Here is a 14,345-nt window from a genome sequence, read left to right as displayed (position 1 = left end):
GATTTTCAGCGAGCTGACGGATGGCTGAAAAAGTCATTTCCCGGCTGCGCGCAAAGCTCGATCATCCAGTCAACGAACACCCTTACCCGCCGCGACAACTGACGGTGGGGAGGATAAAGCGCCGTCAGCGGCATCCCCGGTGGCGGCACTTCTCTCAGCACCTCGATCAAACCACCCTCCTTGATACGCCGGGCCACGTGATAGTACGGCGCCTGCACCAGCCCATATCCGGCCTCGCACGCCGCCAGGTAACCATCGGCACTGTTGACCGAGACTTGCCTGGGCAGACTGACCGGTTGTACCTGCCCATCGACGACAAATTCCAGCCCATAGCGTTTGCCGTTGCTGGCGACGTACTCCGCCATCTGATGCCCCGCCAGATCGGCCAAACCCTGTGGCGTGCCATGACGCTGCAAGTAATCGGGGCTGGCGCAAGTGACCTGATCCAGCATGACCAGCGGCCGCGCCACCAGTGAATCATCGAGCGACGCGCCGCCGCGCAATACGCAATCGACACCTTCGCGAATCAGGTCGACAGGCCGGTCATTCAAACCGATCTCCAGTTCGATCAAGGGATAGCGGGCGGTGAACTGCGGCAATGCCGGGATCACCACCAACCGCCCGATGCCCCCGGGCATGTCCACGCGCAACAGACCTTTGGGGTTGTGCCGTGCGGCGGAGAACACCGCTTCGGTTTCCTCAAGATCTGCCAGCAACCGCACGCAACGCGGGTAATAGGCGGCACCGTCGAGCGTCAGGCTGATCTGCCGCGTAGTGCGTTGCAGCAGTTGCACCCCCAGATGGCTTTCCAGTTGCTTGATCAGAACGGTCACCGAGGCACGGGGAATTTGCAGGCTGTCCGCTGCTTTGGCAAAGCCCCCCAGTTCGACGATTCGGGTGAACACGCGCATGGCGTTGAAACGATCCATTGTTGTTTGCACCGACTTATTATTTAGAAATCATGAATAGTGATAGCAGTTTTAGCCGGTTTATCTCGTTTCTGTCGAGGTCGACAATGGACGTCACATTCACAGGGAGCTGATTTCATGCAAACACGTCAACTGGGCAAGAACGGTCCACAGGTCAGTGCCATCGGCCTGGGCTGCATGGGCATGACCGATTTCTACACGACCGGCGTCGACACCCGCGAGGCCACGGCAACCCTGCACCGGGCGCTGGAACTGGGCATCAATCTGCTCGACACCGCCGACATGTACGGCCCGCATACCAATGAGGAACTGATCGGCAAAGCCATCGTCGGCAAGCGCGATCACGTGTTCCTGGCGAGCAAGTTCGGCATCGTGCGCGACCCGGCGAATCCGAGCGCCCGCGGGGTCAACGGCCGTCCGGACTACATTCGCGCCTCAATCGACGGCACCCTCAAGCGCCTCGGTGTCGAGACCCTGGACTTGTATTACCAGCACCGTATCGACCCGCAAGTGGCTATCGAGGAAACGGTCGGTGCCATGGCCGAACTGGTAAAGGCCGGCAAGGTGCGTTACCTGGGATTGAGCGAGGCCTCGGCGGCGACACTGGAACGGGCGAACAAGGTCCATCCGATCAGTGCGCTGCAAAGCGAGTACTCGTTGTGGAGCCGCGACCAGGAAGAAAACGGTTGTCTGGCCACGTGTCAGCGGCTGGGCATCGCCTTTGTCCCGTACAGCCCGTTGGGCCGCGGTTTTCTGACTGGCGCACTGAAAAGCCCGGATGATTTCGCGGCAGACGACTACCGTCGTTTCAGTCCACGGTTCCAGGGCGACAACTTTGCGAAAAATCTATTGCTGGTGCAGCAGGTTCAGGACCTGGCGGCGGAAAAAGGCGTAACGGCGGGTCAACTCGCGTTGGCGTGGGTGCTGGCTCAGGGGGATTACCTGATCCCGATTCCGGGGACCAAACAACGTAAGTACCTGGAGGAGAACGTGGCGGCGCTGGAGGTCAAACTGAGCCGCGAAGAGTTGCACGCGCTGGAAGCCATCTTCCCGGCGAATGCCACGGCCGGTTTGCGTTACCCCGAAGAAGTCATGAAGTTGCTGGACCGTTGATCTGCACCTGGCCCGTTCGGTTGCCTGAACGGGCCGGTCACTCCACCGCCCGTCACCTCGCCCCTAGCTTGCACGATCGTACCTAAAGCTCCGCATATGCAGGCCGATAGCCCTTTGAAGCGCCGAAATTTCCCAATAAGAACGCTGCTAAAAAGGACCCGGCTCCATGCCCGCATTCCGCACCATTCAGGCTCGCTACACACTGTTTCTGGTCCTGTTCATTCTGCTGCTGTCTATTCTCACCGTAGTCGGCATCAGCCAATTGGTAGCGCCGAAACTTCGCCACACCGAAGAACAAGTGGCCCTCAATCGCATCGCTGAAGTCGCCGAGCAAATCCAGGGCGAACTGAACAAGGTTCAGGCGCAGCAGCGCAGCATTACCCAGACCATTCCTCTGCTCGACAGCGCCGCCATCGACACCGTTCTGCCGGGCCTGGTCGATCAATACGGGGAGCTGAAAGTCTTCGGCGGCGGCATCTGGCCCCTGCCCGGCCAGCGTGAAGCCGGGCGCAACAAATTCAGCACCTTCTGGCACCGCGATGCCTCGGGCAAGCTGGCGGTGAACACCTTCTGGAACAGTGACGCGGCGCCCAACTATTACGACCAGACCTGGTACAAGGGCGGCATGCAGACCCCGCGCGGACAATGCGCCTGGGCCGCGGCCTATAAGGATGATGCCAGCGCCGAGCCGCGCACCAACTGCGCCATGGCCATTCAGAAAAACGGCGCGGCGTATGGCGTATCAACCATTGACGTGACCCTGGGTTTCTTCAATGACCTGGTGGCACGCAAGGAAAAAGACCTGGGCGCGGAAATGCTGATCGTCGAGTCCGACGGCAAGATCATCAGCAACAGCTCGCGCATCAGCGGGCAAATCGTGCTGAAGAACATCAGCGAACTGGCCGGTAACTCGCCCTTCGCCAGCCAAGTGAAGGCCGGCCTGCAAAACCGTGATCGATCGCAGCGCGTCGAGTTCGACAACAACGGCGAAGCCAGCACCTTCTTCATGCGCCCGATCGAAGGCACGCCGTGGTTCCTTGCCACCGCCCTGCCGACCAAACTGATCACGGCCCAGCGCGACGACGTGCTCAGCACGCTAAGCCTGCTACAAATCCCGATGGTGATCCTGCTGGTGTTGCTGCAAATCTACGCGATCCGCCAGTTGATCCAGCGCATGAAAGCGCTGAAGGCCAATATCGACGCGCTGTCGGCCGGTGACGCCGACCTGACCAAACGCATCACCATCCGCGCCGAAGATGAACTGGGCGCCATCGGCCACTCGGTCAATGCCTTCATCGCGTACCTGCAAAACATGATCGGCGAAGTCACCCAGGCCACCGGCGCCATGGCGTCCAGCCTCGATAACCTGCAACGCACGTCCGCGCACACCAGCCAGATCCTGGTGCGCCACGCGTCGGAAACCGACCAGACTGTCACCGCCATCACCGAGATGAGTTCCACTGCCGAAAGCGTGGCGCAGAATGCGGCTGAAACCGCTGCGTTCACCCAACGCGCCAACGAAAACGCCGACCGTTCACGGGTGGTCGTGGGCGAAGCCTCCAGCAGTGTGATCGCGCTGATCGACGAAGTGGCCAGCGCCACGCATAAAGTCGAAAGCATGCAACAGGACGCCCAGCGCATCACCGAGATTCTCGGGGTGATCGGCGCCATCGCCGGGCAAACCAACCTGCTGGCCCTCAACGCCGCCATCGAAGCCGCTCGCGCCGGTGAGCAGGGACGCGGTTTTGCGGTGGTGGCCGATGAAGTTCGCGCCCTCGCCGCTCGCACCCAGGCCAGCACGTCGGAAATCAACGAGATGCTCACCCGCCTGACCCAAGGCGTGAGCTCGTCGGTCAGCGCCATGGAAAACACTCAGGCCAGCTGCCAGTCGGCGGCCGATGCGACGGCTCGCGTCAACACCGGGCTGGATGAAATGGCCGGTTCTGTCAGCCACATCAACAGCCTCAGCACCCAGATCGCCACCGCCGCAGAACAGCAGAGTGCCGTGACCGAAGAGATCAACCGCAGCATGGTGCAAATCCGCCACATGGTGGATGAATTGGTGAAAAGCGGTCAGGCGAGTGAGCTCAATACCCGGCAGTTGCTGGAGGCCAATAGTCGCGTGAGTGCGATTATGGGGCGGTTCAAAGTCCGCTGATGGGTGAACGCAGCTCCCTGTGGCGAGGGAGCTTGCTCCCGCTGGGCTGCGAAGCGGCCGCCTTGGCATTCAACGCGGTGCTAGCAGTTAAATCGCGCAACCTGGTTTGCGCCTGCTGCGCAGGCGAGCGGGAGCAAGCTCCCTCGCCACAAAAGCCCGCCTGGCGGTATCACTTCGAAACAATCTCTTGCCTCGTTACGGGCTAAAGCAGTCAAAATGCCTCTTTTTTGACCATCCTCCGAGTCGAGATATTGCCCATGCGAACCCACCTTCGTCTGGTCGCCCTGAGCGCCCTGTTCATTTCCTCCCTGGCCCAGGCCGCCGACCTGATCCCGATCGAAGTCCATCGCGACGCCAACTGCGGCTGCTGCAAAAAATGGATCAGCCATCTGGAGGCCAACGGCTTCAAGGTCGAGGATCACGTTGAAGCCAACATGAGCGAATTCAAGCAACAGCACGGCGTGCCACCGCGCCTGGCGTCCTGCCACACCGCTTTGATCAATGGCAAATTCGTCGAAGGGCATGTCCCGGCCGATCAGGTGCTGGCCCTGGGCAAGCGCGATGACCTGTTGGGTGTGGCGGCCCCGGGCATGCCGATGGGTTCGCCGGGCATGGAAATGGACGGCATGAGCGATGCTTATCAGGTCATCGGCCTGAAAAAGGACGGCACTGATGTGGTGGTGGCGGACTACGCTGCCCATTGATGTTCGGTGCGTACATCGGCCTGTTCCTCGCCGCATTCGGTGCGGCGACCCTGTTGCCGTTGCAGTCCGAAGCACTGCTGGTGGGGTTGTTGCTCAGCAAGCAGTATTGGCTCTGGTCGCTGCTGGCGGTCGCGACCCTGGGCAATGTCCTCGGCTCGCTGTTCAACTGGTGGCTGGGGCGCGGTATCGAGCGGTTTCGCGACCGGCGCTGGTTTCCGGTCAGCCCGCTGCATCTGGAAAAGGCCCGGATTCATTATCAGCGCTACGGCCATTGGTCACTGTTGCTGAGTTGGGTACCCGTTATTGGTGATCCGCTGACCCTGGTCGCCGGGGTGATGCGCGAGCCGCTCGGGCGCTTCCTTGTGATTGTGACGATTGCCAAAGGCGCCCGCTATGGCGTACTGGCCCTGGCGACCCTGGGCTGGATGAGTTGAACGATCATTCGCCGCGATTGCCTGTGTTTAATGTCGCCCTAATCATGCCGATCCAGCATCGGCCGATTTCCTGTGGAGTTTACCCATGCCCCTCGCCCGCTTCCGTTGGCTACCCAGCCTGCTGCTGACCGCCGCACTGCCCGTCATCGCTGCCGAAGGTCCGGAGTACGGGCCGGAGCTGCAAGGCTTCGAGTATCCCTACACGATCAAGCATTTCGCCTTTGAGTCCCAGGGCAAATCCCTGCAAATGGGCTACATGGACGTTGCCGCCCATGGCAAGGCCAACGGACGCAGCATCGTGCTCATGCACGGCAAGAATTTTTGCGGCGCCACCTGGGACACTTCGATCAAGGCCTTGAGTGACGCCGGCTACCGCGTCATCGCACCGGACCAGATCGGCTTCTGCACCTCCAGCAAACCGGACAACTACCAGTACAGCTTCCAGCAACTGGCAACCAACACCCAGCAACTGCTCAAAGCCCTCGGCATCCAGAAAGCGACCCTGCTCGGGCATTCCACCGGCGGCATGCTCGCTACCCGTTACGCACTGCAATATCCCGAGCAGGTTGAACAACTCGCCCTCGTCAACCCTATCGGCCTGGAAGACTGGAAAGCCCTCGGCGTGCCCTATCGCACGGTGGATCAATGGTACGAACGTGAGCTGAAACTGACCGCCGATGGCATCCGCACCTATGAACGCAACACTTATTACGGCGGCCGCTGGAAACCCGAATTCGATCGCTGGGTGGACATGCTCGCCGGCTTGAATAAAGGGCCGGGGCATAAACAAGTGGCGTGGAATTCGGCGCTGATCTACGACATGATCTTCACCCAGCCGGTGTACTACGAGTTCAAGGACCTGAAGATGCCGACGCTGTTGCTGATCGGTACGTCCGACACCACGGCCATCGGCAGCGACATCGCGCCGCCCGAGGTCAAGGCAAAACTCGGTCACTACGACGTGCTCGGCAAACAAGTCGCGAAGCTGGTTCCCCAGTCAACGCTGGTGGAATTCCCCGGCATGGGCCACGCGCCGCAGATGGAAGAACCGCAGAAATTCCACCAGGCCTTGCTCGCCTGGCTGAACAAAACCAACCCCGTTCGTTGATGAGGTAAGGCTGATGGCTGTGCAGATTGCGGTGATCGATGACTGGCAGGATGTGGCGCGCACTGTCGTGGACTGGTCGGCGCTGGACGCCATCGGCCAGGTTGATTTTATCCATGATTACCCGGCCGACAACGAGACGCTGGCAGCACGCCTGGGTGAGTTTGAAGTCATCTGCGTGATGCGCGAGCGCACCCGGTTCGACGAGGATCTGCTGCGGCGTCTGCCGAAACTCAAACTGCTGGTTACCGGCGGCATGCGCAACGCTGCGCTCGACCTCAAAGCTGCAACCGCTCTCGGCATTCAGGTCAGTGGCACCGACAGCTACAAACACGCCGCGCCGGAACTGACCTGGGCGCTGATCATGGCCGCGACCCGCAACCTTGTCGTGGAAGCCAATGCCCTGCGCGCCGGAAAATGGCAACAAGGCCTGGGGGGCGACCTGTACGGCAAGACCCTGGCGATTCTCGGCCTGGGCAGCATCGGCCAGCGGGTCGCGCAGTTCGGCCAGGTGTTCGGTATGCGAGTGATCGCCTGGAGCGAAAACCTGACCGCCGAACGCGCCGCCGAAGTGGGCGTGACCTATGTGAGCAAACAGGAACTGTTCGAACAGGCCGACGTGCTCTCCGTGCATCTGGTGCTCAGCGACCGCAGCCGTGGATTGGTCGACGCACAGGCGCTGGACTGGATGAAACCTACGGCGCTGCTGGTCAACACCGCACGCGGGCCGATTGTCGATGAAGCAGCGCTGATCAAGGCGTTGCAGAAACAGCGCCTGGCCGGGGCAGCGCTGGATGTGTTCGAGCTGGAGCCCTTACCGGCTCATCACCCGTTCAGGACATTGGAGAATGTGCTGGCGACGCCGCATGTCGGGTATGTCAGCCAGCAGAATTACCATCAGTTCTTTTCGCAGATGATCGAGGATATTCAGGCCTGGTCTGCTGGAACGCCGATCCGCCTTCTAAGCTGATACCGCGTCATCGTTCATCGCTAGCAGGCTGGCTCCCACAGAGGTCCTGTGCACGCAGATCCAGTGTGGGAGCTAGCCTGCTAGCGATGGCCGCACCACCGATCTAACTGACTTTCACCGCCACAAACGCCGCCGTCACATACGGCACCGTCACCACGTCCTTGCCCCGCAGTTCAGGCTCGGCATCCACCAACACCCGCATCTGCTCATCCACTTTCGCCCGCTCCGCTGCCGGCAATGCCGAGACGAAACTGGTGGAGCGCACTCGGTTGAAAATCACATCTTCCGGCGCGCCCGTATGCCCATGGCTGAATTGCTGCTCTTGCAGCGGTCCGAACGCGGCATGCGGAAAAGCCCGACGCCAGGCTCCGGTGTAGAAACGCGGGGTATCGCCCTCCAGCGCATTGACGATCGCATCCAGTTTGGGCACCCAGCTCACGCGCGTGTCGCGCAGGTTCCACACCAGCCCCAGCTTGCCGCCGGGTTTGAGCACCCGGGCAATTTCAGTCAGGGCTTCGCCGCTGGCAAACCAGTGAAAGGCCTGGGCGCAGATCACCACATCCACCGATGCGTCCGGCAGCGGCAGGTCCGTGGCCGTGCCGCTTACCGCCAAAACATCAGGCCAGGCTTCAGACAGTTTTTCGAGCATCTGCGGCACCGGCTCCACGGCAATCACCAGCGCCCCGGTCGCCACCAGCCGACCGGTGAACTTGCCAGTCCCGGCGCCCAGATCGACCACGGATTTATCCGCATTCAAACCCAGCGTGTCTGTCAGCCAATCGGCCACTTGCGGCGGATAATCCGGACGACCGCGAACGTAGGTGTCGGCAGCCGTTTTGTAACCGGCGGCCGCTGAGTGATGGACCTGTTTCATGACAACGCTCCACTACGACTTCGAACGCTGTCGAGCATAGCGCCTCGATTTGCGCTTTCCTTGAAAAGACCGCCAGAAAGAAATGAATAATTGTTCACCCCGCGGTGTTCACTTGGCATCACCCATGAGGATCGCCCGTGAACAACCTGAACCCGGATTCGCCGATACGTTACGACCGCCTGACCATGATGCTGCACTGGCTGACCGCCGTGCTGGTGATTGGCCTGTTCGCCAGTGCCCAGGTCTGGGAACAACTGGCCAAGGGCACGCCACTGCGCAAAGAACTGCAGGCATTGCACATTTCCTGCGGCCTCCTGCTCGCTGTGATCGTACTCAGCCGACTCCTCTGGCGCCTGTCCCGGGGCCGGCGCTTGCCGCCCGCCAATCGGGGCGTCATGAATAGTCTGGCGAAGACCGCGCACCTGGCGCTCTATGCGTTGTTGCTGAGTCAAATCGTGCTGGGTTTCCTGTTTCGCTGGGCCCAGGCAGAACCGTTCAACTTTTTTGGCCTGTTCGATGTCCCAACCTTGATCACCTTCGATAAAAGCATGAAATCGGTGTTCGGCGGTCTGCATGAACAGGTGGCGTGGGCCATTGTGATACTGGCCGGGCTGCATGCGCTCATGGCTCTGGTTCACCATTACGGCTTGCGTGATAACACGTTGCGCCGCATGTTGCCGGGCCGTGGTTTGGACTGATACGAATAATCTCTGGAGCTTCGCCATGAATAGCCGTTTTGCTGTTTTTAGTGCCCCACTGCTGCTCGCCGTTGCATTGTCCAGCTCCCTGGCATTGGCCAATGGCGATGACGAAGAACCCGCCAAACCCAATTGCCCCAAAGGCCAGGTCTGGGACAGCAAATCGCAGAAATGCGTGATGCAGACCAGTAGCCTCGTACCGGACGCCGATCGCACCGACTACGCCTACCGCCTGGCCAAGGACGGGCGTTATGAAGAAGCCCTGGCCTTGCTCGATACGCTGAAAAACCCGAACACCGCCAAGGCACTTAACTACCGCGGCTATGCCACGCGTAAACTGGGGCGCACCGACGAGGGCATTGGTTATTACCTGAAATCGGTCGAACTCGATCCACAGTACGCGCAAGTCCGCGAGTACCTCGGCGAAGCTTATGTGATCAAAGGCCGCCTGGACCTTGCACAAGAGCAGTTGCAGCAGATCAAATCGATTTGCGGCAACACCTGTGAGGAATACCAGGACCTGGCCGAAGCCATCCACGAATCATCGAAAACCTGACGGGACGGAGGTCGCCATCGCCAGCGATCAGGCAATACGGGCAGAGCTGGGCCAGCACCTGGCGCGTTTATGGCGCTACGGCCTGCTGCTGTCCCGGCAACGGCATGTCGCCGAAGACCTGGTGCAGGCCACCTGCGTGCGGGCGCTTGAACGAGCCGGGCAATTTGTCCCCGGCACCCGCATGGACCGCTGGCTGCTGAGCATCCTGCATTCGATCTGGCTCAACGAAGTGCGCTCGCGGCGGGTGCGTCAGGGCCAGGGGCTGGTGGATGCCGACAACGCCTTGTCGTTCGACGGTGAGCATGTCGCGCAAACCCACGTGCTCGCGACGCAGGTGATCCGGCGCGTCGATGCACTGCCCGAAGCCCAGCGCGAAACCGTTTTTCTGGCCTACGTCGAAGGCTTGTCCTATCGCGAAGTCGCTGAAGTGCTGGACGTGCCCATCGGCACGGTCATGAGCCGACTGGCCGCTGCACGGGCGAAACTGGCCGAGTATCCGCCGTTGCACGCCGTGCCGAACCCCACCACCGGAGAACGTCGATGAACGATCACGCGAAACCGTCGGATGAGCAACTGGTGGCCTACCTTGACGACCAGCTCGATAGCGACCAGCGCAGCCGTATCGACGCGGCCATCGCCGAAGATTCGACGCTCAACCTGCGCCTGCAATGGCTGGCCCGCAGCAGCCTGCCATTCCGGGAGGCCTACGAGAAAGTGACACAACAGGCACCGTTGGACCGCTTGCACGCCATGCTCGACACCTTGCCCTCGCCAGCCCCGCCGGCGATGAGTCGACGCTGGTTTCTTGCCGCCGCGGCCGGCCTGGTGGTGAGCGGTGTGCTGGCGGACCGGTTGTTCCTGGGCTGGCAGGCGAGTCAGCAGAAGAACAACTGGCGTGGTCTGGTGGCGGACTACATGGTGCTTTATGTGCCACAAACCCTGGAACACCTGCCCAACGACGAAGCCACGCAACGTGCGCAACTGCGCACCATCGACGCTCGCCTGGGGCTGAGCCTTTTACCAGGGGCACTGGCCCTGCCACGCGCCGAACTCAAGCGCGCGCAAATCCTCGAGTACGACGGCATGCCCATCGCCCAGATTACTTATCTGGACCCGGCGCATGGCCCCATGGCGCTGTGCGTCACCCGCTCCAACAGCGGCAGCCGACACTTCGCACACGAGCGTCGGCACGGGATGAACGTGGTGTATTGGGCCGATATGGAGCATGCGTGGATGCTGATCGGACATAACCCGGCGTCGGAACTGGAAGAGATGGCGAAGGTGCTGCGCGGCCGGTTGAGCGCTTGATCAAACAGGTCGCGCCTCGCCTCAGGAATTGCGCTGATTCATGCAGGGGTGGGAAGCCACGACCGAAACCGCGCGCCCCCCAGCGGTGAAGGCTCGACCGTGAGTGTACCGCCCTGCGCCTCCAGCGCCCTTCGGCTGATCGCCAGCCCCAATCCAAACCCGCCCGTCGCTCTGTCCCGACTGCGGTCCAGGCGGTAGAACGGCTCAAAAATCCGCTCACGTTCGTCATCGGGAATGCCGATCCCGTCGTCATCGACCCAGATTTCGCACCCCTTTGCGCAGACCTTCACACCAATCTGAATGCGCTTCTCGCAATAGCGCATCGCGTTGCGCAGCAGGTTCTGAATGGCGCGAGCGGTGAGGCGCGGGTCGAGACTGAAGCGTTCGAGCTGGCCGTGAAGCAGCACGTCAATCACGATTTCCGGAGAATCCAGTTCTTCGTCGACACTGCCCAGAATGCTGTCGATGAATTCGTCCAGCGACACTTCGACCTGTTCCGGCAAACGCGCCGGGTTTTGCAGGCGGCTGTAGGAGAGCAGCTCCAGCACCAGTTCGTCGAGTTCGCGGATGTGCGCAACCAGGCCTTGCAAACGCTCGCGGCTGGCGGCCGGCAAGTCGTCGGACAGCGCCAGGGCCAGGCCAAAGTCCAGCCGTGTCAGCGGCGTGCGCAGCTCGTGGGAGACCGCGTCGAGTAAATCCCGCTGCTGGTTGAGCAGGTTTTCAATGTCGCCCGCCATGGTGTCGAACACGTGGGCCAGGCTACCGATGTTGGAGCTGGCGGAAATCTTCGTGCGCTCACTCAAGTGCCCCTTACCGAAGCGCTCGGCGGTGCCTTTGAGGCGTTCCAGATCGCGCCAGTGCGGGCGCAGCCAGGCCAGCAGACACGCCAGCATCGTCGCACCGATCAGCACGTTGATGCTCCAGTACAACAGATTGACGTCCAGCGGGTCCGGCGGCACGACCATTTGCACCACCGTTTGTGGGTTCAACGGGGTCACCGCCAAGGTGCGCCAGCCCCAGTCGCCAATGCGCACCACGCTTTCGCCACGCTGCAGACGCTGCTGCTCTGCCGGGGTCAAGCCAGGATCGTCACTGCCGGTCAGCACGATGCGCAGCGGGTTGAATTCCTTGTCCATTTCGCTCGCCAACGCCGGCCATTGTGCCTCGGGCACGGCGTGGAACTGCTTGACGATGAGGGTTTGCAGCCCGCGGGAATAATCGAGGTTGTAGGTGACGAAGCGCTCCTGGAAGACCTTGATCACCACGTCCGGCACCAGATAAATCGCCGCGCTGTAGGAGACGATCGTCACCAGATACAGGCGAAACAGGATTCTGAACATCGCCTCAGCATTCCCATTCGGAGCGGCTGAACAGATAACCCTTGCCCCACACGGTCTTGATCTTGCGCGCTTCGCCAGCGTTATCGTCGAATTTGCGCCGCAACTTGGAGATCGCCACGTCCACCGAACGGTCGGTACCGTTGAATTCGATACCGCGCAGGCGTTGCAGGATCTGGTCGCGACTCAGCACTTCACCGGCATGTCGGGCCAGCACCACCAGCAGGTTGTATTCGCCGCTGGACAGTTCGACCAGTTGTTCGCGCCAGGTCACGGTGCGCTCGGACAGGTCGATGCACAGATTGCCCATGAGAATGCGGTCGTTGGCGGTCTGCGGCTCGCTAAGGCTGCTGCGGCGCAACAGCGTACGGACGCGGGCCAGCAACACACGGGGTTCGCAAGGTTTGGTGACGTAGTCATCGGCGCCCATTTCCAGGCCCAGCACCTGATCGTGGCTGTCGTCCCGGGCGGTCAGCATCAGGATCGGCAGCGTGGCCGAGTCCGCGCGCAGCAAGCGGCAGACTTGCAGGCCGTCGAGGCCCGGCAACATCAGGTCGAGGATCACCAGGTCCGGCGGATTGATCCGCGCGCGCTCGCGCACGTGATCGCCTCGGCTGATCACACTGACGGAATAACCGTTGCGTTCCAGGTAGCTGGCAATCAGTTCGGAGAGCGCGGTGTCGTCTTCGACCAGGAGGATGTTGGGCATGGGTGTTTCCAGAAAGTGCAGTGGCGCCTGTTGTGCCGGCATCGCTAGCAGGCTAGCTCCCACAGTTGATAGGGGATGTTCACAAAATCTGTGCTCACCAACCCCTGTGGGAGATAGCCTGCTAGCGATGGCAGCATGACAAGCGCTGAAAGAATCAAGCCACAAAGGATATACGCCCTCACCCCTGCCTGAGTAAAACCCTTACACAATTTCACACAGCACCAACAAAGCTTCACCGCTACCCTCGTCGCCTCCCCGTAGGATGCGGGAGTTCATTATTGGGGTATTTACATGTCAAAGAACCTGCTTGCCAAGCTCAGCCTGCTGGCACTGGCGATGACGCTGAGCGCTTGTGACAAGTCCTCCAACGCCGAAGAACAGGCGCCATTGGCCACCGTGCGCGTCGAAACCCTCGACGCCCGGCCTCTGTCGATCACCAGCGAACTGAGCGGGCGGATTGCCGCGCCCCGGATCGCCGAAGTTCGCGCCCGTGTCGCCGGCGTCGTTTTGCAACGGGTCTTCCACGAAGGCAGCGATGTGAAGAAAGGCGACGTGCTGTTTCGCATCGACCCTGCCCCTTTCAAGGCTGACCTGGACAGTGCCGAAGCGGAACTGCGAAAAGCCGAGGCCAATGCCTTTCAGGCGCGCCTGCAAGAGCAGCGTTATGCCCAGTTGATCGAAGGCAATGCCATCAGCGGCCAGGACTACGACAACGCGCGTTCCGCCGTGCGGCAAACCGCCGCCGAGGTCGCCGCCAACAAGGCCGCCGTGGAGCGGGCGAAACTCAACCTCGGCTACGCCACCGTCACCGCGCCGATTTCCGGGCGCATCGGCCGTGCACTGGTCACCGAAGGTGCGTTGGTCGGGCAGAACGAAACCACGCCACTGGCATTGATTCAGCAGCTGAACCCGATTCATGCCGACCTGACTCAATCGACCCGTGAACTCAACGACCTGCGTCGTGCCTTCCGTTCCGGTCAGTTGCAGGAAGTGGGTCAGGGCCAGGCCAAAGCCACGCTGATCCAGGACGACGGCAGCCTTTATCCGTTGCCGGGCAAGCTGCTGTTCACCGACATCACTGTCGACCCGGGCACCGGCCAGATCATCCTGCGCAGCGAGTTCCCCAACCCGGACCTCGACTTGCTGCCCGGCAGCTTTGTGCGGGTGCGGCTGGAGCAAGCGGTGAATCAGCAAGGCATCAGCGTGCCGCAACGGGCAATCCAGCGTGACAGCGCCGGTATTGCTCAGGTGCTGTTGCTCGACGCGGATCAACGGGTCGGCCAGCAACCGGTCGAGCTGGGCGCCGTGCAAAACGATCGCTGGATCGTCACCGCAGGCCTCAAGCCCGGCGACCGCATCGTCATCGAAGGCCTGCAACACGCCAAGCCCGGCGAGAAAGTGCAGATCGACGATTCCCCTCTTCCACTTGCCCAGGCCACTGGTCAGTAAG

General features: G+C 61.3%; 15 protein-coding genes. 11 read left to right on the top strand and 4 right to left on the bottom strand.

Annotated features, from left to right (window positions below; all coding sequences use genetic code 11):
• Positions 1-5: 5 nt before the first annotated feature.
• Entirely contained in the window at positions 6-929 is a 924-nt protein-coding gene (locus B723_RS20410) for a LysR family transcriptional regulator (RefSeq protein WP_017338652.1), read from the bottom strand.
• Positions 930-1,046: 117 nt separating this feature from the next.
• On the opposite strand from B723_RS20410, the gene B723_RS20405 reads away from it, so the two are divergent.
• The 6 genes from B723_RS20405 to B723_RS20380 all read left to right on the top strand — a co-directional run bounded on the left by B723_RS20405 (position 1,047) and on the right by B723_RS20380 (position 7,413).
• Positions 1,047-2,042 carry an aldo/keto reductase gene (locus B723_RS20405; protein ID WP_017338651.1) on the top strand — a complete coding sequence of 332 codons (996 nt, stop codon included), beginning with the start codon at positions 1,047-1,049 and terminating at the stop codon, positions 2,040-2,042.
• 166 nt (positions 2,043-2,208) lie between these two features.
• The gene (locus tag B723_RS20400; protein ID WP_017338650.1) at positions 2,209-4,200 is read left to right on the top strand and encodes a methyl-accepting chemotaxis protein; all 1,992 of its coding nucleotides are present in this window, start codon (positions 2,209-2,211) and stop codon (positions 4,198-4,200) included.
• A gap of 257 nt (positions 4,201-4,457) precedes the next feature.
• Positions 4,458-4,904 (top strand): DUF411 domain-containing protein, encoded by a 447-nt coding sequence (locus B723_RS20395; RefSeq protein ID WP_017338649.1) that lies wholly within the window; start codon positions 4,458-4,460, stop codon positions 4,902-4,904.
• Positions 4,904-5,338: a YqaA family protein gene (locus tag B723_RS20390; protein WP_017338648.1), complete on the top strand. Its 435-nt coding sequence runs from the start codon at positions 4,904-4,906 to the stop codon at positions 5,336-5,338. Before B723_RS20395 ends, B723_RS20390 begins: the two co-directional genes overlap by 1 nt.
• 85 nt (positions 5,339-5,423) lie before the next feature.
• Positions 5,424-6,446, top strand: a complete 1,023-nt coding sequence (locus B723_RS20385) for an alpha/beta fold hydrolase (RefSeq protein ID WP_017338647.1) — start codon at positions 5,424-5,426, stop codon at positions 6,444-6,446.
• Positions 6,447-6,459: 13 nt separating this feature from the next.
• Entirely contained in the window at positions 6,460-7,413 is a 954-nt protein-coding gene (locus B723_RS20380) for a D-2-hydroxyacid dehydrogenase family protein (protein WP_017338646.1), read from the top strand.
• Positions 7,414-7,516: 103 nt separating this feature from the next.
• On the opposite strand, the gene B723_RS20375 is transcribed toward B723_RS20380, so the two are convergent.
• Positions 7,517-8,287: a class I SAM-dependent methyltransferase gene (locus B723_RS20375; RefSeq protein ID WP_017338645.1), complete on the bottom strand. Its 771-nt coding sequence runs from the start codon at positions 8,285-8,287 to the stop codon at positions 7,517-7,519.
• A gap of 137 nt (positions 8,288-8,424) precedes the next feature.
• On the opposite strand from B723_RS20375, the gene B723_RS20370 reads away from it, so the two are divergent.
• The 4 genes from B723_RS20370 to B723_RS20355 are packed head-to-tail and all read left to right on the top strand — an operon-like array spanning position 8,425 to position 10,849.
• Positions 8,425-8,985, top strand: coding sequence for a cytochrome b (locus B723_RS20370; RefSeq protein WP_017338644.1), 561 nt, complete (start codon positions 8,425-8,427; stop codon positions 8,983-8,985).
• A 25-nt stretch (positions 8,986-9,010) separates the two neighbouring features.
• Positions 9,011-9,541: a tetratricopeptide repeat protein gene (locus tag B723_RS20365; RefSeq protein ID WP_017338643.1), complete on the top strand. Its 531-nt coding sequence runs from the start codon at positions 9,011-9,013 to the stop codon at positions 9,539-9,541.
• A 46-nt stretch (positions 9,542-9,587) separates the two neighbouring features.
• Entirely contained in the window at positions 9,588-10,085 is a 498-nt protein-coding gene (locus tag B723_RS20360) for an RNA polymerase sigma factor (RefSeq protein WP_202967131.1), read from the top strand.
• Entirely contained in the window at positions 10,082-10,849 is a 768-nt protein-coding gene (locus tag B723_RS20355) for an anti-sigma factor family protein (RefSeq protein ID WP_017338641.1), read from the top strand. Before B723_RS20360 ends, B723_RS20355 begins: the two co-directional genes overlap by 4 nt.
• 38 nt (positions 10,850-10,887) lie before the next feature.
• On the opposite strand, the gene B723_RS20350 is transcribed toward B723_RS20355, so the two are convergent.
• Together B723_RS20350 and B723_RS20345 are read right to left on the bottom strand one after the other, a co-directional pair.
• Entirely contained in the window at positions 10,888-12,189 is a 1,302-nt protein-coding gene (locus tag B723_RS20350) for an ATP-binding protein (RefSeq protein ID WP_017338640.1), read from the bottom strand.
• 4 nt (positions 12,190-12,193) lie between these two features.
• Positions 12,194-12,895, bottom strand: coding sequence for a response regulator transcription factor (locus tag B723_RS20345; protein ID WP_017338639.1), 702 nt, complete (start codon positions 12,893-12,895; stop codon positions 12,194-12,196).
• 291 nt (positions 12,896-13,186) lie between these two features.
• Between B723_RS20345 and B723_RS20340 the strand changes: the two genes are divergently transcribed.
• Complete coding sequence (locus B723_RS20340; RefSeq protein WP_017338638.1) at positions 13,187-14,344, top strand: efflux RND transporter periplasmic adaptor subunit; 1,158 nt, start codon at positions 13,187-13,189, stop codon at positions 14,342-14,344.
• The last annotated feature ends 1 nt before the right edge of the window (position 14,345 follow it).

The sequence above is a fragment of the Pseudomonas fluorescens NCIMB 11764 genome (assembly GCF_000293885.2).
GTDB lineage: Bacteria > Pseudomonadota > Gammaproteobacteria > Pseudomonadales > Pseudomonadaceae > Aquipseudomonas > Aquipseudomonas fluorescens_B.
Note: the sequence above shows the minus strand (reverse complement) of the source record. Positions and strands in the feature narration are given on the sequence as shown.